This window comes from Pseudomonas sp. GW821-FHT09C10 (assembly GCF_059418085.1).
Window position 1 is genome coordinate 243,390 of the sequence record NZ_JBWKPE010000006.1, and the last position, 25,274, is coordinate 268,663.

Here is a 25,274-nt window from a genome sequence, read left to right on the forward strand (position 1 = left end):
CCGAGGGTGCCCTGCGCACAGCCACCATAAAGTGCAGGTGAGAAGACACATGTCTTTGAGATGGCGCTTGCGCCTAGCGAGGTCCGGGCGACTAAACCCGATCACTGAATAGGCAGTGACGATCCGCAGCCTAGTCACGCATTCCGCTGGCGCAATGCGCTGGGGATTCTCTCGGAAACGTCCTGCAAATGAAAGCGATCCGCCCTGCTGGCCTTGAAAATCACACCACACTCCCCGTGTTCCCCTCCCGCACACCTGTGTTCCCAGGTGACATCTTCCTGCGCTCCCCCCATCCCATAAACCCAAAATGAAACGTCCTACATCCATATCTAAACAAGCCGTTTAACCCCTAATTCCCCGCCTCCCTCCTCCGCTGGCCCAAAACCTGCTTATTGAACACCGTACAATAAATCCGGCATCCAGCCGGTCTACCACCCACTACCGCTGCAAACGCAGCTTGAGGAATGCGGATGTCCACTATGAGGTTTCACCCATCCAACCACGGCTTGGCGCGATCACTGAAGGAGCGCCATGTCATGTTGATCGCTATCGGCGGGATTATCGGGGCCGGTTTGTTTTTGGGGTCGGGCAAGGCGATTGCCACGGCGGGACCGGCATTGTTGCTGGCGTATGCGTTGTGTGGAGGGATGATTTATTTGATTGCGCGGGCGCTGGGGGAGTTGTCGTTGTATCGGCCCGGCAGTGGGTCGTTTGCGACGTATGCGGAGGAGTTTTTAGGGCCGCGGGTGGCGTTTATCACGGGGTGGTCGTATTGGATGATCTGGATCCTGGTGGGGGTGTTGGAGGTAACGGGGATCGGTCTGTTGATGAAGTACTGGTTCCCGGAATTGCCGCAGTGGATTCCGGCGTTGGTCACCACGGGCGTGCTGATGGTGATCAATTTGTTTGCGGTGCGCACGTTTGGCGAGGTGGAGTTCTGGCTGGCGTTGATCAAGGTGTTGACGATTGTCGGGCTGATCGGCGCGGGGCTGGTGATTCTGGTGTTTGGGTTGGAGACATCGACACAGACGACACCTTCCGTCACCAACCTGTGGCGCCACGATGGCTTTTTTCCGAATGGCTGGAGTGGTTTCTGGTACGCGATTCCCGTGGCGGCGTTTACGTTTGCCGGGGTTGAGGTGATTGGCCTGGTAGCGGCGGAGACGGCCGAGCCGCAGCGTACGTTGCCACGGGCGATCAATAGCATCATTTGGCGGATGGCGATTTTCTATCTGGGGTCGACTGCGGTGATCATGGCGCTCTACCCCTGGAATCAGATTGATACGTCGCAAAGCCCGTTCGTGATGGTGTTCGACAGCATTGGCCTGGGGGTGGCGGCGGGCCTCATCAATTTCGTGGTGATCAGTGCGCTGGCGTCGTCGTGCAATACCGGGTTGTTTGCGACCAGCCGCATGTTGTTTGCTTTGTCGCACATTCAACAGGCGCCGCGCCAGCTGCAGGTGTTGAGCCCGCGACAAGTGCCAGCGCGTTGCCTGATGGTGTCGACAGCCATTCTGCTGGTGGGGGTACTGCTGAATTACTTGATACCGGAGAGCATTTTCAGCCTGCTGATCACTGGGATACTGGGCCTGCTGATTTGGGTGTGGGCGGTGATCATCACATCGCACATGGCGTATCGGCGCAAGGTGCAACGGGGTGAAGCGCCGGAGGTGGCATATCGCTTGCCCTGGGCCCGGGTCAGCAGCGTGGTGGTGTTGGGTTTTCTTGGTGTGCTGACGGTGTTGGTGATTCGCGATCCGGAGACGCGAGCGGCGTTCTATGTGGCGTCGGCCTGGTTTGCGCTGCTGTTGCTGGTGTATCCGAAACCTTCTGCAACGACGGAGGTGAACGATGTCTTGGGCGCCTGATAGCCGTGTGCTGGACCACTGCATTGAGCGTTACATCCGTGCCAACCCAAACAGCGCACGCCAGTTGGAATGGGCGGCGCGGGTGATGCCCGGCGGCAACACGCGCTCGGTACTGTTTTATGAACCCTTTCCATTGGTGATGTCGGCTGGGAAAGGCTGCTTTCTCGACGACGTGGACGGTCATTGCTATATCGACTTTTTGGCCGAGTACACCGCAGCGCTGTATGGACACTCCCATCCGGTGATCACCCACGCGCTGACCAAGGCAATGGCGAACGGGCTTAACCTCAGTGCTCACAATGAGTTGGAGGCACGCCTGGCGACATTGATTGTGGAGCGTTTCGGCTGTATCGAGCAGACGCGCTTTACCAATTCCGGCACCGAAGCAAATTTACTCGCGCTGGCGGCGGCAAAAGCCTACACGGGACGCGAAGCAATCATAGCGTTTAACGGCGGTTATCACGGCGGCGTGCTGAGCTTCGCCGGGCCGGCCACGAAGATGAATGTGCCGCACCGGATGCACATGGCCGACTACAACGATTTGTGCAGCGTCGAGCGTTTGCTGGCAGAGCATCCGGGCGAATGCGCCGCAATCCTGGTGGAGCCGATGCTCGGCGCGGGCGGATGTATCTGCGCCGAAGACGGTTTTCTCGAGGGGTTGCGGGCGTTGAGCCAGGCATACGGTGCGCTGTTGATTTTCGATGAGGTAATGACCTCGCGCCTTGCCCCCGGCGGCTTGCAGGAAAAGCTCGGCGTAACGCCCGACCTGATGACCCTGGGCAAGTACCTGGGCGGCGGCATGCCGTGTGGGATGCTGGGCGGGCGACGGGACATCATGGCGCAATTCGACCCGCGCCAGGGGAGTCTCTCCCATGCAGGCACCTTCAACAACAATGTGCTGACCATGGCGGCGGGGATCGCGGGGTTGGAGCAGGTGTATACCCGCGCCGAGGCGATAAGACTGAATGCCCGAGGCGATCTGTTGCGCGGGCAACTCAACGAGGTGCTGGCACACATGCCCATGCAATTTACCGGGCAAGGTTCGGTGATGAACCTGCATCCTACAGCCTTGCCAATTCGTCGGCCTGCAGACAGTCCAACGGATCGAAACAGCCTACGGGACTTGTTCTTTTTTCACCTGCTCGAATGTGGCATTTACAGCGCACGCCGTGGGCTACTTGCGTTGAGCTTGCCATTGACGGAGCGGGAACTGACCCTCCTGGTGACGGCGACGCAGTCATTCGTGGACCGCTATGGAGGGGTGTTGACTGCCGACTGACGTACGTTCCGCGAGAGCGACAGCGAATCGGCGACCGGCTATCCTTTCGCCGTCGCTCAACCGGAACCCACCACCATGACCAGCAAAACCGCGAACCCGCGAGGCAGGCGTAAGAAGGCCACTGGCGAAGCGTCCGAAAACCCACTGAACAAGGACGTCATCGTCGCCGCCGCATTGGCGCTGATCGACCGCGATGGCCTGGAGAAATGCAGCCTGCGCAACCTGGCAAACGACCTGGGGGTTTATCCAACGGCCATCTATTGGTACGTCTCGTCGCGCGAATTGCTGCTGGGTGAGGTGCTGGCCAAAGTCCTGGAACATGTAGCACCGGCTCCCCAAGAGCATTGGCAGGATTATCTGCGGGCGGCGATGGTCAACTGCCACAACGCGGTGCATGAGCACCCGAATATCGCGCCGTTGCTGGGTGCGCAATTGGTGTCCAACACCCGCACCGATTTCACCTTGGTGGAAGGTGTATTGGCGGCGCTGCAACAGGCCGGTTTCAGTGGCCCGCGCTTGGCGGGCGCCTACAACACGTTTATCGCCGCGCTGGCAGGCTTCACCACTCTGGAGTTTGCGCCGCTGCCAGACAACACCGAGGCGTGGCAGTGCCAAGTGCAAGAAAGCCTGCAGTGCGTCGATGCCGAGCAACACCCTACCCTTGTGCAGAATATGGCTCAACTGAGCAATCGCGGTTTCAGCCTGCGTTGGCAAAACGGTATACACGCGGCACTGGATGAAAGCTTTGCGTTCTATGTCGATACCATCCTCTGCGGCCTGGAAACCTTGGCTGCACGTCGCTGAAAAATTACGCAACACAACCTCAAAACCACTTAATTGTACGACGTACAATTTGTCGTTACAGTCCGCCACGCATAAGCACCCATGACCCGAATAACAATAACGTCAGAGGTCTTTTATCGTGACAATTGCATTCAACGACGTGGTCCAGGGCCAACGGCTTTGGCAACCCTCCCCTGAGCATATCCAGCACACCTACCTAACCCGTTACCTGAATTGGCTCAAGCATGAGCGCGGCCTGAGTTTTGTTGACTACGCCGCGCTTTGGCAGTGGTCGGTGAACGATCTGGACGCTTTCTGGCAATCCATCTGGGATCATTTCCAGGTGCAGGCCAGCTGCCCTCCTCAGGCGGTGCTCGGCCAACGTACGATGCCGGGCGCACAGTGGTTCCCAGGTGCACGGCTGAATTTTGCCGAACACATTTTGCGCAACGAGCGGGCTGGCGACGCGCTGCTCTACCTCAGCGAGACCTGCGCCCTGCAAGGCCTGCCCTGGGCGGAGTTTGCAGGTCAGGTGCGCAAGCTGGCCAAGTACCTGCGCGAGCTGGGCGTGGTACCGGGCGATCGGGTGGTGGCTTACTTGCCCAACGTTCCCGAGACGATGATCGCTCTGTGCGCATGTGCCGCCATTGGCGCGATCTGGGCCAGCTGTTCGCCGGATTTCGGAGCGGAGGGCGTGCTGGATCGGGTGCGCCAGTTGGCCCCCAAAAAGTTCTGCTGGCGGTGGATGGCTATCGCTACGGTGGCAAGGTTTTCGACCGGCGCGAGCAGGTTCGGCGGATCCTGTGCGAGCTGGGCAGTATCGAGCATTTGATCCTGCTGCCGACCCTGTATCCCGATGAACCGATCACCCTGCCCAATGCCCTCGACTGGCACACGCTGCACCTGCGCCCTACGGTGCGTGCGGCCGATTTCCACTGCGAGCAACTGCCTTTCGATCACCCGCTCTGGGTGCTGTTTTCTTCCGGTACCACGGGGCTGCCCAAAGCCATCGTCCAAAGCCACGGCGGGATCCTGCTGGAGCAATTGAAGGCCCTGCATCTGCATCTGGATTTCCGTTCCGGCGATACGGCGCTCATCTTCACCACCACCGGTTGGATGATGTGGAACACCTTGTTCAGCGCACTGCTGTGCGGCGTGTGCCCGGTGCTCTACGACGGCCACCCGACCTGGCCGGCCAGCGATACGCTGTGGCAAATCGCGCAGGACAGCCGCGCCAGTTTCTTCGGCACCAGCCCTACCTTTATCGAACTGATGAACCGCCAGGCCATCGTGCCCGGCGAGCACTTCGACCTGAGCGCGCTGCGCACGGTGATGCTCGTTGGCTCGCCGGTTTCACCACAATGCAATGCCTGGTTTTACCGCAACCTGAAAGCCGATATGTGGGTGACCACGGGCAGCGGTGGCACCGATATCTGCTCCGGGCTGGTGAGTGGCGTGCCGACACTGCCCGTGCATGCGGGCGAAATACAGGCCCGTGCACTGGGTGTAGATGCCCACGCGTTTGATGAACACGGCCAACCGGTACTCGATCAAGTCGGCGAATTGGTAGTTACGTCGCCCATGCCATCGATGCCAGTGTACTTTTGGGATGATCCTACGGGCGAGCGTTACCGGCAGAGCTATTTCCAGCCCTGGTCCGGCGTATGGCGCCATGGGGATTTTTTCCTGCTCAATGCGCGTGGCGGCTGTCAGGTGCTGGGGCGTTCGGATGCAACCCTGAACCGCTTTGGCGTGAGGATCGGCACCGCGGAAATCTACCGCGCGCTGGAGCCGATCACGCAAATCCAGGATGCGCTGATCGTCAATCTGGACCTGCCTGAAGGTGGTTTTTTCATGCCGCTGTTCGTGCAGTTGCAACCTGGCGCCGAACTGGACGACGCGCTGCAACAACGGGTGCGCGAGTGCCTGCGCCTGTCGTGTACACCGCGACATGTACCGGACTGCATCATCGCCGTGCCACTGATTCCCATGACCCTCACCGGTAAAAAAATGGAAGTGCCGGTGCGCCGGATCATGATGGGCCACGACCCGCGAAAAGTCGCCAACCCGAGTGCCATGCGCGACCCGCACGCGCTGGCGTTTTTTATCGAGTACGCCAATCGGAGCCATCAGCCATGAGAGGCAAAGCCTTTATCGTCGGCGCTTATGAACATCCTATCCGGCATGCCGTAGACCGCTCCCTGGCGCAATTGCATGCAGACGTGGCCCGAGGCGCCCTGGCCGATGCGGGGTTGAGCCTCAGCGATGTCGACGGCTACTTCTGCGCCGGCGACGTGCCGGGTTGGGAAGCGCCGGGTGTGGGGCCGTTCTCCATGGTCGAGTACCTAGGCATACGGCCTCGGCACCTGGAGACCACAGAAAGTTGGGGATCGTCTTACCTTCACCATGTCGCCCAGGCCACGCGCGCTATCGCCGACAGGCGCTGCAGCGTGGCGTTGATCACCCAGGCCGGGCGCCCGCGAGCCGAGCACAAACGCCCGGACGCCAGTCACCGCGATCAACCACAAACGACCTGCGAAGCCCCCTTTGAAATACCCTACGGCGCCGCGGTGACCAACCTGTACGCCATGTGCGCGATGCGTCACCACTACCAGTACGGTACCAGCGCCGAGCAATTGGCCTGGATCAAAGTCGCGGCGTCGCACCATGCCCAGCACAACCCCCAGGCCATGTTGCGCCAGCGGGTGACCGTGGACGACGTACTGAACTCACCCATCATCGCCGCGCCCTTGCGACGCCTGGACTGCTGCGTGATCAGCGATGGCGGCGGCGCACTGGTGGTCGCCCACCCATCCATTGCCCGCTCGCTCAAGCGACCATTGATTACGCCCATCGGCGCAGGTTATTCGATCAACCATCTGAATGGCGGCTACTTCGACCTGCTGGCTTCCGCCGCCGTGCAATCGGGTGCCGATGCGTTCGCCCAGGCACGACTCAAGCCCGGCGATATCCGCTACGCCTCGCTGTACGACAGTTTCACCATCACGGTTTTGATCCAGCTGGAAAACCTGGGTTTCTGCGCCGCCGGTCAAGGGGGCGCCTTCGTCGCCGACGGCAAGCTGATCAGTGGTGTCGGCCCGTTGGCGGTCAACACTGACGGTGGCGGACTGTGCAACAACCATCCCGGCCATCGCGGCGGCATGGCCAGGCTGATCGAAGCAGTACGCCAACTACGCGGCGAAGCACACCCGGCGGTACAGCGGCCCGACTGCGCACTGGCGCTGGCTCACGGCACCGGCGGCCTGCTGGGATCCCGGCACGGAAGCGCCACGCTTATTCTGGAGCGATTTTGATATGCACCTGACATCACCACACATCACCGCCGAAAGCGCGCCGTTCTGGGACGCGGCCAACCACGACCAACTGCTGCTGCGCCGCTGCCTGGACACCGGCCAAGCCTACCACTACCCCCGCGACCACAGCCCGTTCACCGGCACCGCGGCCACCGACTGGATCACCGCCAGCGGCAACGCCACGTTGTACAGCTTTACCTACAGCGCGGCGCAGTGCCTGGCTTACGTGACGCTGGATGAAGGGCCGACCCTGTTGTCGCTCATCCAGTGTGAAAACCCTCGGCATCTACGCATCGGACAGCGGCTCAAGGTGGCGTTCGCACCGACCCCGAGCGGACAGAAAATCCCGGTCTTTGTATTGTCTGATTCGAGTTAACAGTAAGGCTGTGCGTGGCGTTCCCGACCTTGTCGGCGCATCAGCACTGAGCTTGTCGCGGGTTTGATTGCGAGGCGGTTCCAGAATAGGACTGCTGCGCAGTCCAGCGCGAGGCAAGCTCGCTCACCACAAGTGACAGTCCCTGCCTGTTAGCCTGAGCCCCCCAGGAAGAGTTCTCAATCCAATATCAAATGCGGCAAAAACCGACTCGAATCCTTGGTAATCAAACTATTATCCTCCCGCACCCCAATCCCCGCCGCCTGGTCCCCAATCACCCAAGACCCAATCAACGTGTAGCTGTCCCCAAACCGCGGCAACGGCGCAAACTCCTGGAGAATAAACGGCGCATCCGTATAGGGCCCGTCCTCCTTCACAATCAGCCCATCGGCCGTCTGCAGCTCGATATTCGCCCCTTCCCGCGAGAAAAACGGCTTGCGCACCCAGCCCTTCGGCACAGCTTTACCCGGTTCGGTATCCAGGTGGGCCGCGAGCAGATTCGGGTGGCCTTTGTTGAATTCCCACAGCAGCGGCAGGATGCCTTTATTGGAAATGATGGATTTCCACGCTGGCTCGAAAAACTGTGTGTCACTCTCGGCAATCGCGGCGCCGAAGGGTTCGTGGAAGATGAATTCCCAGGCGTGCAGTTTGAACAGGTGGGGAATCCAGCGGTCCTGGAGGTCGACGAAGCGGCCTTCGCTGGTCAGGCCGATGTCTTCGATGTCGATGTGGCGCGATTCGATGCCGACTTTTTCCGCGACGAGGCGCAGGTAGTCGGTGGTGCCTTTGTCTTCGACCGAGTCTTTCATCGAGGCGAAGTAGAACGGCTGGTTGATCTGCAGTTGCGCGAAGGCCTGGTGCAGTTTGGTGTCGATGCTGTTGAACTGGTCGGCATGCTTGGGCAGCAGGCCGCGTTCGATGCATTGCTCCAGCCAGCCCCATTGGAACGCAGCCGCCTCGTAGAGGCTGGTGGGTGTGTCGTAGTTGAGTTCCAGCAGTTTGGCGGGCCCGGTGCCGTTGTAGGAGAAGTCCATGCGCCCGTACAGGTGCGGGTGGCCTTCGAGCCATGAGGTTTTGATCATGTCGAAGAAGGGCGCGGGGATGCTCAGGCGTTCGAGCAGTTCTTCGCTCTGGACCACGCGGGCGACGAGGTCCATGCACATGTCATGGATCTCGGTGGTCGGGTCTTCGAGGTCGTGCTCGATTTGCTTGAGCGTGAACTGGTAATACGCGCGCTCGTCCCAGTAGGGTTCGTCGTCGATGGTATGGAACAGAAAGCCGAGGTTTTCAGCCGTCTGTTTCCAGTCATGACGCTCTGCGCAATGGATTTTCTTCATGGCCCGGTTTCCTTAACTGCTCGACCCGCCACCGCCCCAGCCGCTGCGTGCGCTGGCCTTGCTGCCGAAGCCGCCACGGGAGGTGGCCGACGCCACGGAGCTCGACTGGTTGGAGGAGCGCAGCGTGTTGGTGTAGTTGCTGCTGCCGTACCGGGCCTGGTTGGAGCGGCCAAACGTCGCGCCATTGGAGACGCGCTGGTTGAGCGTGGAGTTGCCGTAGTTACCGCGATCATCGCGATAGCGGTACACCGGCTCGGAGCGGTAGCTGTTGCGATTGTTGCTCAGCATGTTGCCGATCAGCAGGCCGGTCAGCAGGCTACTGGTGGAGAAGCCTGAGCCACCACTGTTCGCCTGGGAGCCGCCCGCTTGAGCATTGGCGGCGTCTACCTGGGATTGTGTCACCTGGCCTTCGGCGGTCAGTTCGAAACCGCCCAGCTTGGGAATGAACTGGCCATTGGAGTCCAGTTGGCACCAGCCGGCGACAAAGTCGGCATCGCAATCGGCCTGGCTGGCGTACACCGGGGCGATGCGGCGATGCTCGGCCATGGCCGTCATGTAGGCATCCGAACAGACGTCCACCGGCAGTTTTTCATCGGCGCATTGCTGCACCGACTGGAAGTTGTACTTCTTCTGCAAATCGTAGGTTTTTTCCGTCGGCCCACAGCCGGATATCGCCATGGCGACCGACGCTGCCAGCGAAAGCTGGACGTACTTGCTTCGTTTCATCGGGAGCTCCGTGCGCAATCAGTTCTGGGTAGGTGTCATGCAGGCGGCATTCAACATGCCGACGCTGATGGCCACCGCCGCCACATAGATGCCCGCTGCGAGCTCGCCTCTCTTGATGCGCTCGGAAGTGCCTTTGAGCACGAGGCTGGTGAGCAGAAACGCCAGGAGTTGGACGACGGCGGCGATCACCGCCCAGACGACGAAGTCGAGGACGCTGATCGAATAGGCAATCACGTTGCTGGCCGGAATGGCGAAACCGACGATGGCACCGCCCAGGGCGACCGCTGCGGAAACGTTGCCCGCCCGGATCAGCTCGAATTCCTTGTGCGGGGTGACGCGGGTGTAGATGAACTGGAACAGCGCAAACAGTACGGCAGCCCCCAGGATGTAGGTGACAAACCCGAGCACGGCGGCTTTGTTCAGGGAGATGGAGAGAGCTTCTAGCATGGACTTCTTCCTTTTTTAGAGCGCATTCAAGTCGGTTGTGTACAGCGAAATGCCCAGGGAGGTGCTCAGGCTGACGGTGCCTTCAGCGTCTTCTTCGACAGAGAACAGCAGAAACTCGCGGCGATCGGTCAGGCCGGTGTCACGGGCATATAGCATCGAACGGTGCTCGACGCTGTAGGAGTCCTCGGGGTTTATCACGTGCTCGCTCATGGCCACCAATTCCGTCTGGCCAGCCTCGCTGCCCCACACGCGCGCGTATTCGACGCCGTTGTGGGTGTAGGTCGGCAACCCGATCGGACTCTGCGGCCCCGCCAGCCGGCGCAATTCAGCTTCGCTGCTGATAGTGACGCAGCTCAGGTAGTTGAACAGGATCACAGACTCGACCTGCCCGGCGATGTCGCCCGTGGTGTGCACCTGCAGCCAGTAATCTTCGTCGTTCATGTAGTAGCGCGACAGCCAGGTCGACTGCCCGAGGTCAACGGTGCCGTTACTCCAGATTTCCTGGGAGCCGGGGATAACCACCGTGGTCTTCCCGTCGAGCAACAACTTCAGGGTCGTGTCGAATATCACGCCTTTGCCCGGCGCCAGGCCAAGCGGCCCGGTGGTCGGCAGCGGTTCGGCGGCGCCTTTCGAGTGTGTATTCGCTTGCGGGGCCTCAAGCCCCATTAACTGTTTAAACCATCCCATTGGAGATTTCCTTGAGGCGGGTGGAGGCAATGTAGAAGAGTTCGCCGCCTTCAACGCGTGTGGCGCTGGGCGGGTTGATCGACGGTTGCGGCGCACCTTTGGCGCGATAGCCAATGAGGGTGGCGTTATGGCGCTCTTTCATCTGGGTGTACAGATCGCCAAACGTTGCTTCAAACGCCTCGGGCAATCTCATCAGGTATTGGGTAGCCCCCTGCCCCACACACAGCAGCTCATTAATGACCACCGACGAGCCCGGGTCCTGAGAGGCGCGCACCAGCATTTCGATAGCCATGCTTGAGGTGCACTCCAGGCTGGGGGCGTAGGAACTGGCCAGGGCGGCGATCTCACTTGCATTGAAGTGGGCGACCACATGCCCGACCGGATTCAATTGATTCACCGCCAGCACGGTGGCCAGCGTCAGATCGTCAGACGGGGTTCGCACCAGCACACGCTCGGCACCGGGCACACCGGCACGCAGCAACAGCGCTGTGGAGGACAAGCTCTCACCACGGATAAAGGCCGCCTTGCCCGGCATCGGGTTTTCTTCGAGGGTGCAATCGCAGATGACGATCAGGTTGTCGTTCGAGGTTTCGTCTTGCAGCAACAACTCGATGACCCGTTCACTGGACGCGCCCTCCCAGCCAATGAGCACGGTATGGCCGATTTTGCCGGTGAAATCGCCTTTGCCCTTCATGCCTTTTCTCCATGCATCGATGACAGTGCTGGTGGTTTTGCCGATGGCCGCCGTCAGCAGCGCAATGCCCCCGAGCATGATCCAGGTCGCTACGAACAAGCGTCCCAAAGAGGTCTGCGGCGATAGATCGCCATAGCCAACGGTCAGCGTGGTGGTGAGATAGAAGTAAACGAACGTGGCGGGCGCGGTGAGGTGTTGTTCGCCCAGAACCACCAGGCCCAGATAAGCCGTGCTCAGGTGTACCGCCAAGGCGATGACCAGGCCTGCCCAGCCGAAGCGGTGAAAGAGGGAAGCGGCGTACCTGCGCAACAAAAGAAAAATCGGCATTACGTCCCTGACTCCCTGGGTGCTCAAGTGCGTTCAGCCGGCATTAAACCTGCTGCGTGGTTGAGAGAGAAGTACCTTGGCGGCAATAAATCCGGCGAAGGCACCAAACAGATGCCCTTCGAAGGAAACGCCTTGGCGAGGCAGGAAGCCAAGGACCAGTCCGCCATACAGTACCGCCACGACACCAGCCGTGATCAGGTTGCTCCAGCTCCTGTGGAACCAGGCGCGAGACAACAGGTAGGCCCACAACCCGAACACCCAGCCGCTGGCCCCGACGTGCACACCCGCAAAACCGAACAGCCAGACCAGCGAACCGCCCAGCAGGATGATGATCGCGCTGACGGTCACAAACCGATTGAGCCCTTCGATCATCACCAGGCTGCCCAGGATCACAAAGGCAATCAGGTTGGCGCTCAGGTGGGCAAACGACCCGTGCAAAAACGGTGAGGTGAGGATGCCGGGCAGGCCCTGCAGCGTTCTCGGGATCAGGCCGAACGTCATCAGGCTGTAACCGGTAGCGGCATTGAGCAGTTGCAGCGCGACCATGAACAGCGCCAGGCCTGCGATTGTCTTGAAACCCTTCAGGGCGCCCATCCTGACCTCGACGTAAAAAAAGAAGGGCAGACACTGCCCTTCCTGCGGCGACGTTGCTTACTCGGCCGATTTTTGCTTCAGACGCTCCAGAATGGCATTGGCGCTGCCTTCGTTCGGCGTGATGCCGGCGTCGCGCAGCTTGCGCTCCAGGTCGGTCCCGGTCGATGCATCTGCCAGCTCATCCTGGGCTTGCAGTTCGGCGGCGCGTTGCTGCTGCTTGGCCTGCAAACGATTCAGCGTACCGACGGCGGTTTCCAGCTTGCCGTTGGCACCGCCGCTGGCGATGGAGGCGCTGACCTGGGCCTTCTGTACGCTGTCGCGCGCCTTGGCCATGTCCACTTGCTGACGCAGGCTTTTGATCCGGCTTTCGGCCTTGGTGATGTCCTTGCGCATGCCTTCCGCGTAGCCACCGAACTCGGTGGCTTGCTTATGCTCGACATCCCGCTCGTTGGTCAGGGTCGAGATGGCTTCGGCCACTTCCAGGGCGAGGTCTTCACGATTGGCCTGCAGGGCAGCCACGGCCTTGGACTCCAGGTCCTTGATCTTGGCGTCGTACTCGTTGACGCGATCAGTCGCCAGTTTGTGCTTGGCCATGATGCTCACCAGCTCACGCTTGGCGTTGGCCAGCGCGGTGTCGGCATCGCGGATTTCCTGATCGAGGATGCGCAGGGCCTGTTGGTCGACGATCGATTCGCCGACTTCGTTGGCACCGCCACGCAGCGCGGTGAACAATTTGCTCCAGATGGACTGAGTCATTGGATACTCCCGAATACTTAATTGAAGAAACGTTCGAAGGCTTCGCTGGCGCGCTGCACGTTGTCGACCAGGGTTTTCACCTCGGTGACGATATTGGTCAGGCTGGAGTCGGAGCTCAATGCACCGAACATGTTGTAGACCACTTGCCCGTTAGGCATGGACTCGATGCCGATGGAGGACAGCGGGAACATTTCCCGGCTGCGCAACACCGCGTCATTGAATTTAGCGACATCGTTGATGGACTCGACATCGACCAGCACGGTGTCAACGATGATCTGCTCGCCCACCACCGCGATGTAAATCGGCAGGCCACCGAAGTCGTTCATTTCCAGCTTGATGCTGGACTCGGAGCCTTGAACCAGAGAAAGCGTAATGTCCTTGGACACTACGTCGTCCAGGGCCTGAAGAGCGGTGAAGAGGCGATCGATATTCCAGTTAGTACCTGCGCTCATGAAATTCTCCGACATGAATGAGCCAGCCAGAATCGGCTGGCGAAGCTGTTTCTCCATCTGCTTGAGCAAGCTTCGGTTTTCGGGAAGCACCCAAGTCTCGTGTTTCACATAGCCGGCGGCCGCCAGGCCTGCACGCATCTGCTTCATGTAAAAGCTCGATGGCTTTTTGGCGGACGGCTTCAAGCGCTCTCCCTTGAGGCTTGCTGAATCGGTATCGGGCCCTTTAGGCGGACTCGATGGAGAGCTGCTTTCCATGGTACTGACCTCGCTGTGAAAAACTCACGCGTGAGAAAATCTACAGGCATTTTTTGCCACACTCAATAGCTCACGCGTGAGATTTTTTGACTTACTTTTTCGATCATCAAAAGGACAAATCCTGCTGACAATCCATTAATTGTCGCCTTTGAGTTGACGGTATTACCCATTCCAGCCGATTTATCCCCCAGCATCCACCCATTAATCTGTGCCCATGTTGAACGCAACGCCCAACCAACCTGAACAAAAAAGGATTCAACCATGAGCACTCCAACCTACAACCGCTTGAACAAAGACGACGCCGTAGTCCTGCTGGTCGACCACCAGACCGGCCTGATTTCCCTGGTGCAGGACTTCTCGCCCAACGAGTTCAAGAACAACGTGCTGGCCCTGGCCGACCTGGCCAAGTTCTTCAACCTGCCGACCATCCTCACCACCAGCTTCGAACAAGGCCCCAACGGCCCGCTGGTACCGGAGTTGAAAGAAATGTTCCCGGACGCGCCGTACATCGCCCGCCCCGGCCAGATCAATGCCTGGGACAACGAAGACTTCGTCAAGGCAATCAAAGCCACCGGTCGCAAGCAGATCATCATCGCCGGCGTGGTCACGGATGTATGCGTAGCGTTCCCGACCTTGTCGGCCCTGGCGGAAGGGTTTGAGGTGTTTGTGGTGACCGATGCTTCCGGCACGTTCAACACCACGGTGCAGCAGGCGGCGTGGAGCCGGATGACCCAGGCCGGTGCGCAGTTGATGAACTGGTTCTCGGTGGCGTGTGAGCTGCACCGCGACTGGCGCAACGATATCGAAGGCCTGGGCAATCTGTTGTCCCAGCGCATTCCCAACTATCGCAACTTGATGAATGGGTATGCGGCGCTGACGGCTCACCAGAAGTAAGTCAGCCGAGATTCGCGATAAGCCTGCTTTGAAAAGCAGGCTTTCGTTATTCAACCGAGCTTCCAACTTAAAGAACCACAGTGCACTGCTCTTCGATCAGCATGATCGCCATTTAAAGTAGCCCCCAACTGTGATTTGGGGCTGACTATTACGCGACCTTCGTAAGCCCTTTCTGATTTTCCCCACCGTTCATCCAGCCGCTTTTTACTGCGGCAGACAAATTTCACATCACAAAAGCTACAGAAAACACCGATCACCAGACTAGACCCTGAGCCGAATCCGCAGCACAATCGGCTCACCAAATGAGCCGAATAACCTCTTTATTCGGCTCACGCACCCAGGCATTCCACCATGGCTCATCCGCACTGGATCTGGCAACACGCCGACTGGCCTCACTTCCACTGGCAACCCGGTCGCCTCGCGACGTTGCTGCGCGAGTGCGGACAAGCCCAAGGCAAGTTGTTGGGCATGCTCGGCTCCGTCAGCCAGGCAGTCAGCGCACAGAATGAGCTGGATGCGCTGCTGCAAAATATCCTGACGTCCTCGGCGATTGAGGGTGAGCAGTTGAATGTCGGCTCGGTGCGCTCGTCCCTGGCAAGGCGGATGGGCCTGGAAGCGATGGAAGACGGTCAGGTAAGCCGCCGCAGTGAAGGCCTCGCCGAGTTGATGATGGATGCCACTCAACAATTCACCCAGCCGTTTACCCTCGCCCGCCTATTGAACTGGCATCACTTATTGTTCCCGGCCCCGGAAGCGGGCTATGCCGCTCGAGCGCTCAATATTGGATCCTTGAGGGGAGATGAGCCGATGCAAGTGGTGTCGGGCCGGCTTGATCGTCCGACCGTGCATTTCGAGGCCCCGCCACGTCTGGGACTGGAGCAGGCTCTGGTGGATTTCCTGGAGTGGTTCGAAACCAGCCGCGATCAGCCGGAACTGGACCCATTGGTACGCGCCGGCGTCGCGCACTTCTGGTTTGTCACACTGCACCCCTTCGATGACGGCAATGGTCGCCTGACACGCGCTATCACCGATCTGGCACTGGCCCAGGGTGAACACCAGGCCATCCGTTTCTATGCCATGTCAGCCAGCATCCTCGAAGACCGCACCGGCTACTACAACGCGCTGGAATCCAGCCAGAAGGCCTCCCTGGATATCACTGCCTGGCTGGAGTGGTTCCTTAAAACCCTGTTACGCAGCGTGCAGCAGGCCATGGCGCGGATTGACCGGGTGCTGGAAAGGAGTCGGTTCTGGCAGCAACACCGCGACGTCCCTTTGTCGGCTGAACAGATCAAGGTCCTCAATCGACTGCTCGACGGTGGTGAGAAGGGCTTCGAACACGGCATCAGCGCGGCGCAGTACCAGGCGGTGGCAAAGGTCTCCAAGGCGACAGCGACGCGACACCTGGCGGACCTGCTGGAAAAAAACTGCCTGGTTCGTCTCCCCGGAGGCGGCCGTAGCACGCGTTATCAGGTCAATACAGGGGGCGAGTGACACCCCACTCATTTGCCCGCTCATTTGCCCAGAATCCCCATGTCTGCTAGTGTCGCGCCGGTTTACCGTCTACCGGAATAGCCGCCATGGCCCGCAAAAAAGTTGCACTCGATTTCGAACAATCCCTCGCCGACCTGCAAACATTGGTCGAGCGTCTGGAGAACGGCGAGTTGTCGCTGGAGGACTCGCTGACGGCGTTTGAGCAAGGCATCGGCCTGACCCGTGACTGCCAGAGCGCATTGGCGCAGGCGGAGCAGAAGGTCCAGGTATTGCTGGAGCGTGACGGAGAGTTGGCCGAAGAACCTTTCGATGCGGAACAGCCGGAATGATCGACGCGTATCAGGCCAGTAGCCAAGCCCGGGTGAATGCGGCGCTGGAGCCCTTGTTTGTTGCGCCAAGCCCGGAAATGAAGCGTCTGTATGAAGCCATGCGCTACAGCGTGATGAATGGCGGCAAGCGCGTGCGCCCGTTGCTGGCGTATGCGGCCTGTGAAGCGCTGGGCGCGCCGGCCGAGCAGGCCAACGGTGCCGCCTGTGCGGTCGAGTTGATTCACGCCTATTCCCTGGTACACGACGATTTGCCGGCGATGGACGATGACGATCTGCGTCGTGGCCAGCCCACCACCCATAAAGCCTTTGATGAAGCCTATGCGATCCTCGCCGGCGACGGCTTGCAGAGCCTGGCGTTCAGCGCGTTGCTGGACCCACGCTTGAGCAGCGTCAACGCCGAGATCCGCCTGCGCATGGTCACCGCACTGGCCCTGGCTGCCGGCCCTGCGGGCATGGTGGGCGGGCAGGCGATCGACATGGGTTCGGTCAGCGTCAAGCTGGATCAAAAAGCCCTTGAGCACATGCACCGCCACAAGACCGGTGCACTGATCGAAGCCGCCGTGCACTTGGGCGCCCTGGCCAGCGGGCGTGCCGAAACCGCGCAATTGGCGGCGCTGCAGACCTATTCCCGGGCCATTGGCCTGGCGTTCCAGGTGCAGGACGACATTCTCGACGTGGAAAGCGATACCGCCACCCTGGGCAAACGCCAGGGCGCCGATATCGCACGGGACAAACCGACTTATCCTGCGCTGCTCGGGCTGCAAGCCGCCAAGGCCTACGCCGTGGAACTACGCGACCAGGCGCTGGACGCCCTGCGACCTTTCGACGCGGCGGCCGAGCCGCTGCGTGACCTGGCGCGGTATATCGTCGAACGTCGCCACTGATTACGGCGGCCATTGCAGCCGCATATCGGCCAAGTTCGGCGCTCTGCGTGGGCAGTTTGCGATGCTTGAGGTAAACTGCCGCCTCTTCTATACCTATAACGATTCGCCTGATGCCCACGACGTTTCAAGAGATTCCCCGCAAGCGCCCGTCCACGCCCCTGCTCGACCGTGCTGCCACGCCGGACGGCCTGCGTCGTCTGGGTGAAGCCGAGCTGGAAACCCTGGCCGATGAGTTGCGCCTGGAATTGCTCTACACGGTCGGCCAGACCGGTGGGCATTTCGGTGCCGGCCTGGGTGTCATCGAGCTGACCATCGCGTTGCACTACGTGTTCGACACCCCGGATGACCGGCTGGTGTGGGACGTGGGCCATCAGGCGTATCCGCACAAGATCCTCACGGGCCGCCGCGAGCGCATGGGCACGCTGCGCCAGAAGGACGGCGTTGCCGCCTTCCCGCGCCGCGCCGAAAGCGAGTACGACACCTTTGGCGTCGGCCACTCCAGCACCTCGATCAGCGCAGCGCTGGGCATGGCGATTGCCGCCCGCCTGCAAGGCAGCGACCGCAAGGCAATCGCCGTGATCGGTGATGGCGCGCTGACTGCCGGCATGGCCTTCGAAGCGCTGAACCATGCGCCGGAAGTGAACGCCAACATGTTGGTGATCCTCAACGACAACGACATGTCGATCTCGCGCAATGTCGGTGGCCTGTCCAATTACCTGGCCAAGATTCTCTCCAGCCGCACCTACGCCAGCATGCGTGAAGGCAGCAAGAAGGTGCTCTCGCGTCTGCCCGGCGCGTGGGAAATTGCCCGGCGCACCGAAGAATATGCCAAGGGCATGCTGGTCCCCGGCACGCTCTTCGAAGAGCTGGGCTGGAACTACATCGGCCCCATCGACGGCCATGACCTGCCCACGCTGATCGCCACGCTGCGCAATATGCGCGACCTCAAGGGCCCGCAGTTCCTGCACATCGTCACCAAGAAAGGCAAAGGCTTCGCCCCGGCGGAAGTCGACCCGATCGGCTACCACGCGATCACCAAGCTGGAACCCCTGGACGCCCCCGCCGCTGCGCCGAAAAAAGCCAGCGGGCCGAAGTACTCCGGTGTGTTCGGCGAATGGCTGTGTGACATGGCCGCCGTCGACCCACGCCTGGTGGGCATTACCCCGGCGATGAAGGAAGGCTCCGACCTGGTGGCGTTCAGCGAGCGTTTCCCGCTGCGCTATTTCGACGTGGCCATTGCCGAGCAGCACGCGGTGACCTTCGCCGCCGGCATGGCCTGTGAAGGCGCCAAGCCTGTCGTGGCGATCTACTCCACCTTCCTGCAGCGCGGTTATGACCAGTTGGTGCATGACGTCGCGGTGCAGAACCTCGACGTGCTGTTTGCCATCGACCGCGCAGGTCTAGTCGGTGAAGACGGCCCGACTCACGCGGGCAGCTTCGACCTGTCCTACTTGCGTTGCATCCCCGGCATGCTGGTGATGACGCCGAGCGACGAAAACGAACTGCGCAAGATGCTCAGCACCGGCCACCTGTATAACGGCCCGGCCGCCGTACGTTACCCACGGGGCAACGGCCCCAACGCGCTGATCGAGAAGGATCTGGAGCCTATCGAAATCGGCAAGGGCATTGTGCGTCGCCAGGGCAGCAGGACCGCGTTCCTGGTGTTTGGCGTGCAACTGGCCGAAGCCCTCAAGGTGGCCGAGAAGATCGACGCCACCGTGGTCGACATGCGCTTCGTCAAGCCGCTGGATGAAGCCCTGGTGCGCGACATCGCCGGCAGTCATGAGCTGCTGGTGACCGTCGAGGAGAACGCCATCATGGGCGGTGCCGGTGCGGCGGTCAGTGAGTTCCTGGCGCGGGAGAATATCCTCAAGTCGGTGCTGCACCTGGGCTTGCCGGATGCGTACGTCGAACATGCCAAGCCGGCGCAGATGCTGGCCGAGTGCGGGCTGGATGAAGCAGGGATCGAGGCTTCGGTGCGCGAGCGCCTGGCGCTGCTGGCCCTGTAGAAACCGGAACCAAAATGTGGGAGGGGGCTTGCCCCCGATAGCGGTGGATCAGTTACAGCTACTGAGACTGACACACTGCAATCGGGGGCAAGCCCCCTCCCACATTTGATTGTGCCATCCTCAACGCCATGGACAGCCCATGAAACACCTGTACCTTGCCCTGCCGCTTCTTCTGCCCTCCCCTGAATTGCTCGCCGACACCCGCGACAACGCCCTGAAACTCCCCGACGTCGTCATCAGCGCCAACCGCCAGGTCCAGGCACGCAACGACAGCAGCGCCGCCAACACCGTGTTCACCCGCGACGACATCGACCGCCTGCAACCCACCAGCCTCACCGACCTGCTCAGCCGTGTGCCCGGCGTACAAGTCGCCCCCTCCGGTGGCCGTGGCAGTTTGCCGGGCATCTACCTGCGGGGCACCAAGTCCGCCCAAAGCCTGGTGCTGGTAGACGGCCAGCGCATCGCCAATACGACGTCTGGCGACAGCGGCCTGCAATACCTCAACGTCGACCAGATTGAGCGTGTGGAAGTGCTGCGCGGCTCGCGCTCGGTGATCTACGGCAGCGACGCGATTGGCGGGGTGATCCAGGTATTCACCCGGCGCAATGCCGCGCAAGGCGTGCAACCGCGGGTGAAACTCGGGTTCGGCAGCCACAACACCTGGGAGCGCAGCCTTGGCCTTTCGGGCGGTGACAGACAGACGCGCTTCAACCTGGGCGCGAGCCTGGATGACACGGCCGGCATCAACTCAACCCGCCAGTCGTTCCCCAGCGACGGTGACCATGATGCTTATCGCAACCAGTCCGTGAGCCTGAACCTCAGCCATTCCTTCAGCGATGAACTGGAGGTGGGCTTCAATCTGTTGGATAACCGTGGCAAGTCGGAGTACGACAACAGCTTCGGCCGCTACGACGCCGCCACCGGGCAAACCGTCGGCCAGAAACCCTACACCGACTACGCTGTGAGCAGCGCCAGCGGCTATGTCGACGCCACGTTCAATGAGCACTGGCAATCGCGCCTGGAGCTGGGCCACAGCGAGAACCGCGACACCAAGCGCGACACCCTCAGCGAGGATTTCAGCGTATTCAACACCTACCGTGATTCGGTCAACTGGCAGAACGATCTGACCCTGGATGAGCAGAACAGCCTGATCCTCGGCGGCGACTGGTACGAAGACCGCTTCCACGGCTCCACCACCTTTACCGAAAACAGCCGCTGGAACCGCGCCGCCTTCGTGCAGCATCGCTTTCACAGTGAGTGGTTTTCCACCGAACTGGGCCTGCGTCACGACCAGAACCAGCAGTTCGGCGGGCAGAACAGCTGGAGCGGTACCCTGACCTTGCCGGTCAACCCCGACAATGACCTGCTGCTGAGCTACAGCGAAGGCTTCCGCGCGCCGACCTTCAACGACCTCTATTATCCGGACACGAAGTACAGCAACCCCCACCTGCAGCCCGAAACATCAAAGAGCTACGAACTGCAGTGGCGCAGCCAGTTGAGTGACAGCACGCGCCTGGAGGCCTCGCTGTACCGCACCGATTTGAGCGAGGCGATCATTCTCGACCAAACCGGCAAGCCGCAGAACGTGGCGTCGGCACGCATCAACGGTGTTGAGGCGGCGCTCAAGCAGGACCTGTTCGGCTGGCAAGGTAACCTCGGGCTGTCGGTCATCGACCCGCGCGACCGCGACAGTGGCCACACCCTGGCCCGCCGGGAACGGCGTACGTTGAGCCTGGACCTCGACCGGCAATTCGACCAGGTGGGCGTGGGCGCCAGTTGGCAGGCGATCAGCCACAGCTATGACGATGAAGCCAACACCCAGCGCCTGGGCGGCTATGGGTTGCTCGGGCTGCGCGGCAGTTGGGCGGTGACCCAGGAAGTGGGGCTGTCGCTGAAGGTCGATAACCTGCTGGACAAGTCCTATGCACGGGCGCGCTACAGCTACAACGATCCGGCATTCGTCAACAATCACGATTACCGTGAAGAAGGCCGGATGTGGATGTTTGGCGTGACCTGGACACCTGAAATCTGATTGTGGCCTGGACCGGCCTCAGCGGCCCGGAGCAATCACCTGACACAGCCGCGCCAGTGCTTCCAGCATCTGCCCGCTGGGCCGTTCCAGGCCTTTGTCCGGAACCAGCCGTACCCGCGCCGCCATCGCGGGCCAGACCTTCCAGGCTTCCTTCTGAGCCTGATCGCCCACCAGGATCATCTCGGGATTGCGCTGCAATACCGACTCGATGCTGACCTGCGGCGCGGGCAGCTTCAGGTCGTCAAACACATTGCGCGCACCGCACACGCTCAACGCGTCGCTGATGATCTGGCCGCCGCCCACGGTGTACAGCGGCTGGTTCCACACCTGGTAGAACACCCGCACCGGTTCGGCCCGCTGATAACGCTGACGCACCTGCGCCAGGCGCTGGCGCAGGTGCGCGGCCAATTGCCGGCCGGCGTCGGCACGGCCCAATAGCTCGGCGATGGCCTGGACCTGGGCGGTCATTTGTTCAAGGCTATGGGGTTCGGCGACATACACCGGGATATTCAGGCGCTGCAGTTGCTCGCGCTGGGCGGGGCCGACGCTGCCGGGCCAGAGCAGGATCAGGTCGGGCTTGAGGCTGAGCAGGCGCTCCATGTCCAACTGCCCATAACGCCCAACCGACGGCACGTTCGCCAGCGCCGCTGGCCGATCACCGCCATCGAGCACGCCCACCAGCAGGTCGGCAGCACCCAGCTCAGCCACGATTTCAGAAAGTGAAGGCGCCAGACTGACGACACGTTCGACCGCCAGGCCCTGGGCACTGAATGCCAGCAGCAGAATCGCCAGCCAGCGGCGCATCATCCCAACTGACGCGGGATGCGGTAGAGGTAAAACAACACCATCGTCGACAGCGCCAACAGGAAAAGCGGCACCGCTTCCAGACCGACGAACACCGCCAGTGCGCCCACCCAGGCCGGCACGGCAGCCACCATCAAGGCCGTGCGCCGACGGGCCGCCAGGGTGATCCAGGCAGCCGGTTCTTCAGCGGTATCGAGGGCTTTGGAGGTGGCGATCAGGGCGTGTTTATAGCCGTTGAAGTAGCGCAGGCTGAGGAACATCGATGCCACGCCGGCGATAAAGAACGGCATGGCCAGCACCGGCAACAAGGGCTCGCCCTGGCCAAACACCAGGTTGATCACGAACAGCGGGAGCAGCGCCAGGGCCAGGTACTGCCACCAGCTGAAGGACAGTCGCCGTTTCACCTGGCCACGGGTCACGCGCGGTCGACCTCGCCTTGATGCTCATTGCCCATCATGTGGTCGAGCTTGCTGGCCTTGGTCGCCAGGTAGAGTTTGTTATGCGGGTTGTGCCCGGTGTGCAGCGGTACGCGCTCGGCCACGGTGATGCCCATCTCGGTCAAGGCCTTGACCTTGCGCGGGTTGTTGGTCATCAGGCGCAGGGACTTCACGCCCAGGTGCTCCAGCATCGGCAGACAGATCGCGTAGTCACGCTGGTCGGCGGCGAAGCCCAGGCGCTCATTGGCCTCGACGGTATCGGCACCGCCGTCTTGCAGCTCATAAGCGCGGATCTTGTTCAGCAGGCCAATGCCACGGCCTTCCTGACGCAAGTACAACAGCACTCCACGGCCTTCACGGGCGATGGCGCGCATCGCCGCTTCCAATTGCGAGCCGCAGTCACAGCGCTGGCTGAACAGCGCATCGCCGGTCAGGCACTCGGAGTGCACGCGACCGAGAACCGGTGCGCCATCGGCGATATCGCCGAGGCTGAGCACAACGTGCTCGCGCCCGGTGGCTTCTTCGAGAAAGCCGCTCATGGTGAACGTGGCAAAAGGGGTAGGCAGCTTGGAAGCAGCGACGAAAACGACGGGCACCGTGTGCTCCTGATTTCAGATTTCACAGAGGCGGGCATTGTAACAGCAGGTTCCTACAGACGCTTAAGCTGAATTATCGCTGATAAAGATCAATAGGTTTGATTGGCCTTCGTCCCGGTTCTATGCAGGTCAGAACGGATACGGCAGTTTCCAGCGCAGGAAAATCGGCTTCAGCTCGCCGCTTTTCACCAGGACCGCCATGCGCTGGTCAAACACGGTGCGTAATGCCCGACCACGCTCGGTATCGGCAAAACCCACGTAGAGCGGCAGGTCGATGATGTGGGTGAGCCGGAACTGGGACGGGGCGTCCGCCTGACTGAGGACGTATCGGGCTTCGGTGAGCGCATCAATGTAGAAGTCGGCACGACCATGCTGCAGCATCGGCAAAATACCATCGCGCCGCTGGATCTGATTGAAACGGCGCACATGGGGCAAATACGCCTCGTACTTGTAGCCCCGCACCCAGGCCAGGCGATAATCCCCCAGCGTCGCGGCGCTTGGTATCGGCGAGGTCGCCAGCCCAAGGGCGTAGATGGGGTCGGAATCGAAGTTCCAGTGCGGGTAGAGCACACCCTTGACTTCATCGCGGTAGGAGCCGACCCAGCCATCCACTTCACCGCGCTGGGCCAGGCCGACCGAGCGGGTATAGGGCTCAATGCGGGTTTGCAGGGTGATCCCGACCGGTTCGAAGACGTGCCGCAACACATCCCAGGCCAGGCCGCTGCCGTCGGCATTGGTGTAGTCGTCCCAGGCCTCGCTGGCCAGCATGACCTTGCCGGGCACCACCGGCACCTCCTGCGCCTGGCTCCATGCCGGAAGGACACACAGCAGCATCAGCAGCCAGCGGCGTACATCCATGGCGATGATCTCCTGCAAATCCAACATCCAGAACGACGTAATAGAGCGTAGCGCAGCACGCGATTCAGGGTGCCGGGCAAAAATGTTGATAGCCACGGATGGCCGGGGTGATGTCTTGCCCGAGAGCGTCAAGCAGCGTGACTCCCTGCCCCGCCTGGACCTGGCCGATAACATGCACCGGCCAACCGTCAGCCAGCAACGGCGCCAACTCGACGGCCGGCAGGGTGAACACCAGCACGTAGTCATCGCCGCCGCTCAATGCGGCGACCCGCGCCTCGTCATCACCGACAAACGCCAGCAACGCGTTGGACAGCGGCAGCTTCTGGCGCTCGATCAACAGGCTGACAGCCGAGGCCTTGGCGATATGCCCGCAATCGGCCAGAAGACCGTCAGAAATATCCATCGCCGAGGTGGCCTTGCCCCGTAGAGCCAGGCCCAGGGCCAACTGCGGTTGTGGCGACCAGTAATGGGCCAGCAGCGGGTCGGCAATCGCGGCATCGGCGCTGCGCTGCCCCAATACCAGCGGCAAGGCACCGGCGGCATTACCCAACTCGCCGCCGACACACAAGAGGTCGCCCGGCTGTGCGCCGCTGCGGGTCAACGCTTGACCGGCCGGGACACGACCAAACACGGTCAGGGTCAGGCTCAGCGGACCGCGCGTGGTGTCGCCGCCCACCAGGCCCACACCGCAGTTTTGCGCCATGGCGTTCAACCCCTGGGCATAGCGTTGCAGCCAATCGGCATCGACGGTCGGCGTAGTGAGTGCGAGGGTAAACGCGAGGGGGTGGGCGCCCATGGCGGCCAGGTCGCTGACCGCCACGGCCAGCGAGCGCTGGCCGAGCAGGAACGGGTCACAGGGGTCGGCAAAGTGCACGCCGGCCACCAAGGTATCGGTGGAAATTGCCAGCTGCTCCCCGGCGGGGAGCGCCAGCAGGGCACAGTCGTCGCCGATCCCCAGGGCTATACCCTCGCCGCCCTGTGCGCACGGCGCGGCGGCGAAGTACTTGTGGATCAGCTCGAACTCGCCCATTCAGGACTCAAGCGCAGG

At 61.2% G+C, this 25,274-nt stretch carries 27 protein-coding genes; 13 read left to right on the forward strand and 14 right to left on the reverse strand.

Translation table 11 applies throughout. The features are described from left to right. The first annotated feature begins 536 nt into the window (after window positions 1-536). From AC07OT_RS14510 to AC07OT_RS14540, 7 genes are all read left to right on the forward strand, one after another. Window positions 537-1,868: an amino acid permease gene (locus AC07OT_RS14510; RefSeq protein ID WP_495108351.1), complete on the forward strand. Its 1,332-nt coding sequence runs from the start codon at window positions 537-539 to the stop codon at window positions 1,866-1,868. After that, on the forward strand, window positions 1,852-3,147 hold the full coding sequence (locus AC07OT_RS14515) for an aspartate aminotransferase family protein (RefSeq protein WP_495108352.1): 1,296 nt from the start codon (window positions 1,852-1,854) through the stop codon (window positions 3,145-3,147). Before AC07OT_RS14510 ends, AC07OT_RS14515 begins: the two co-directional genes overlap by 17 nt. Before the next feature lie 75 nt (window positions 3,148-3,222). Continuing rightward, complete coding sequence (locus AC07OT_RS14520; protein ID WP_495108353.1) at window positions 3,223-3,951, forward strand: TetR/AcrR family transcriptional regulator C-terminal domain-containing protein; 729 nt, start codon at window positions 3,223-3,225, stop codon at window positions 3,949-3,951. A gap of 118 nt (window positions 3,952-4,069) precedes the next feature. Next, window positions 4,070-4,762, forward strand: a complete 693-nt coding sequence (locus tag AC07OT_RS14525) for an AMP-binding protein (protein WP_495108354.1) — start codon at window positions 4,070-4,072, stop codon at window positions 4,760-4,762. Continuing rightward, window positions 4,672-6,069 carry an acetoacetate--CoA ligase gene (locus AC07OT_RS14530; protein WP_495108355.1) on the forward strand — a complete coding sequence of 466 codons (1,398 nt, stop codon included), beginning with the start codon at window positions 4,672-4,674 and terminating at the stop codon, window positions 6,067-6,069. Before AC07OT_RS14525 ends, AC07OT_RS14530 begins: the two co-directional genes overlap by 91 nt. Next, window positions 6,066-7,244, forward strand: coding sequence for a thiolase family protein (locus AC07OT_RS14535; RefSeq protein ID WP_065938383.1), 1,179 nt, complete (start codon window positions 6,066-6,068; stop codon window positions 7,242-7,244). The genes AC07OT_RS14530 and AC07OT_RS14535 overlap by 4 nt, the downstream gene beginning before the upstream one ends. Window position 7,245: 1 nt before the next feature. Beyond that, on the forward strand, window positions 7,246-7,620 hold the full coding sequence (locus AC07OT_RS14540) for a Zn-ribbon domain-containing OB-fold protein (protein ID WP_065938384.1): 375 nt from the start codon (window positions 7,246-7,248) through the stop codon (window positions 7,618-7,620). 176 nt (window positions 7,621-7,796) lie between these two features. Here the strand turns inward: AC07OT_RS14540 and AC07OT_RS14545 are convergent, their stop codons facing one another. From AC07OT_RS14545 to AC07OT_RS14585, 9 genes are all read right to left on the reverse strand, one after another. Then, entirely contained in the window at window positions 7,797-8,954 is a 1,158-nt protein-coding gene (locus AC07OT_RS14545; protein WP_141607409.1) for a glutathionylspermidine synthase family protein, read from the reverse strand. A 12-nt stretch (window positions 8,955-8,966) separates the two neighbouring features. After that, window positions 8,967-9,680 (reverse strand): DUF1190 domain-containing protein, encoded by a 714-nt coding sequence (locus AC07OT_RS14550; RefSeq protein ID WP_141156108.1) that lies wholly within the window; start codon window positions 9,678-9,680, stop codon window positions 8,967-8,969. A gap of 18 nt (window positions 9,681-9,698) precedes the next feature. After that, window positions 9,699-10,127, reverse strand: coding sequence for a DUF350 domain-containing protein (locus tag AC07OT_RS14555; protein WP_115487500.1), 429 nt, complete (start codon window positions 10,125-10,127; stop codon window positions 9,699-9,701). Window positions 10,128-10,142: 15 nt separating this feature from the next. Then, entirely contained in the window at window positions 10,143-10,814 is a 672-nt protein-coding gene (locus tag AC07OT_RS14560) for a DUF2491 family protein (protein WP_495108356.1), read from the reverse strand. Next, window positions 10,801-11,835, reverse strand: a complete 1,035-nt coding sequence (locus AC07OT_RS14565; protein WP_495108357.1) for an ion channel — start codon at window positions 11,833-11,835, stop codon at window positions 10,801-10,803. Before AC07OT_RS14565 ends, AC07OT_RS14560 begins: the two co-directional genes overlap by 14 nt. 33 nt (window positions 11,836-11,868) lie before the next feature. Further along, complete coding sequence (locus AC07OT_RS14570; protein ID WP_108574245.1) at window positions 11,869-12,429, reverse strand: rhomboid family intramembrane serine protease; 561 nt, start codon at window positions 12,427-12,429, stop codon at window positions 11,869-11,871. Between the two features lie 57 nt (window positions 12,430-12,486). Beyond that, on the reverse strand, window positions 12,487-13,185 hold the full coding sequence (locus AC07OT_RS14575) for a PspA/IM30 family protein (RefSeq protein ID WP_027605206.1): 699 nt from the start codon (window positions 13,183-13,185) through the stop codon (window positions 12,487-12,489). Between the two features lie 17 nt (window positions 13,186-13,202). Further along, window positions 13,203-13,784: a YjfI family protein gene (locus AC07OT_RS14580; RefSeq protein WP_027605205.1), complete on the reverse strand. Its 582-nt coding sequence runs from the start codon at window positions 13,782-13,784 to the stop codon at window positions 13,203-13,205. Between the two features lie 170 nt (window positions 13,785-13,954). Continuing rightward, complete coding sequence (locus tag AC07OT_RS14585; protein WP_495108358.1) at window positions 13,955-14,155, reverse strand: hypothetical protein; 201 nt, start codon at window positions 14,153-14,155, stop codon at window positions 13,955-13,957. Between AC07OT_RS14585 and ycaC the strand changes: the two genes are divergently transcribed. The 6 genes from ycaC (at window position 14,154) to AC07OT_RS14615 (ending at window position 21,531) form a co-directional block, all read left to right on the forward strand. Then, window positions 14,154-14,786, forward strand: coding sequence for an isochorismate family cysteine hydrolase YcaC (gene ycaC, locus AC07OT_RS14590; RefSeq protein WP_027605204.1), 633 nt, complete (start codon window positions 14,154-14,156; stop codon window positions 14,784-14,786). The two genes, AC07OT_RS14585 and ycaC, sit on opposite strands and share 2 nt — an antisense overlap. Before the next feature lie 351 nt (window positions 14,787-15,137). After that, complete coding sequence (locus AC07OT_RS14595; RefSeq protein WP_495108359.1) at window positions 15,138-16,277, forward strand: Fic family protein; 1,140 nt, start codon at window positions 15,138-15,140, stop codon at window positions 16,275-16,277. A gap of 86 nt (window positions 16,278-16,363) precedes the next feature. After that, window positions 16,364-16,606 carry an exodeoxyribonuclease VII small subunit gene (locus tag AC07OT_RS14600; protein ID WP_003176346.1) on the forward strand — a complete coding sequence of 81 codons (243 nt, stop codon included), beginning with the start codon at window positions 16,364-16,366 and terminating at the stop codon, window positions 16,604-16,606. After that, the gene (ispA, locus tag AC07OT_RS14605) at window positions 16,603-17,490 is read left to right on the forward strand and encodes a (2E,6E)-farnesyl diphosphate synthase (protein ID WP_146477746.1); all 888 of its coding nucleotides are present in this window, start codon (window positions 16,603-16,605) and stop codon (window positions 17,488-17,490) included. Before AC07OT_RS14600 ends, ispA begins: the two co-directional genes overlap by 4 nt. Before the next feature lie 110 nt (window positions 17,491-17,600). Then, window positions 17,601-19,499, forward strand: coding sequence for a 1-deoxy-D-xylulose-5-phosphate synthase (gene dxs, locus AC07OT_RS14610; RefSeq protein WP_495108360.1), 1,899 nt, complete (start codon window positions 17,601-17,603; stop codon window positions 19,497-19,499). Between the two features lie 139 nt (window positions 19,500-19,638). Further along, window positions 19,639-21,531 carry a TonB-dependent receptor domain-containing protein gene (locus AC07OT_RS14615; protein WP_495108361.1) on the forward strand — a complete coding sequence of 631 codons (1,893 nt, stop codon included), beginning with the start codon at window positions 19,639-19,641 and terminating at the stop codon, window positions 21,529-21,531. An 18-nt stretch (window positions 21,532-21,549) separates the two neighbouring features. On the opposite strand, the gene AC07OT_RS14620 is transcribed toward AC07OT_RS14615, so the two are convergent. From AC07OT_RS14620 to thiL, 5 genes are all read right to left on the reverse strand, one after another. Next, on the reverse strand, window positions 21,550-22,338 hold the full coding sequence (locus tag AC07OT_RS14620; RefSeq protein ID WP_495108362.1) for a cobalamin-binding protein: 789 nt from the start codon (window positions 22,336-22,338) through the stop codon (window positions 21,550-21,552). Then, complete coding sequence (locus AC07OT_RS14625) at window positions 22,335-22,754, reverse strand: MFS transporter (RefSeq protein ID WP_141156117.1); 420 nt, start codon at window positions 22,752-22,754, stop codon at window positions 22,335-22,337. The genes AC07OT_RS14620 and AC07OT_RS14625 overlap by 4 nt, the downstream gene beginning before the upstream one ends. Continuing rightward, a complete protein-coding gene (gene ribA / locus AC07OT_RS14630) occupies window positions 22,751-23,368 on the reverse strand; it encodes a GTP cyclohydrolase II (RefSeq protein ID WP_065924905.1) in 618 nt (205 codons plus the stop codon). The genes AC07OT_RS14625 and ribA overlap by 4 nt, the downstream gene beginning before the upstream one ends. A 129-nt stretch (window positions 23,369-23,497) precedes the next feature. Then, window positions 23,498-24,226 carry a substrate-binding periplasmic protein gene (locus tag AC07OT_RS14635; protein ID WP_495108363.1) on the reverse strand — a complete coding sequence of 243 codons (729 nt, stop codon included), beginning with the start codon at window positions 24,224-24,226 and terminating at the stop codon, window positions 23,498-23,500. 64 nt (window positions 24,227-24,290) lie between these two features. Continuing rightward, window positions 24,291-25,256: a thiamine-phosphate kinase gene (gene thiL / locus AC07OT_RS14640; protein ID WP_495108364.1), complete on the reverse strand. Its 966-nt coding sequence runs from the start codon at window positions 25,254-25,256 to the stop codon at window positions 24,291-24,293. Window positions 25,257-25,274: the final 18 nt, after the last annotated feature.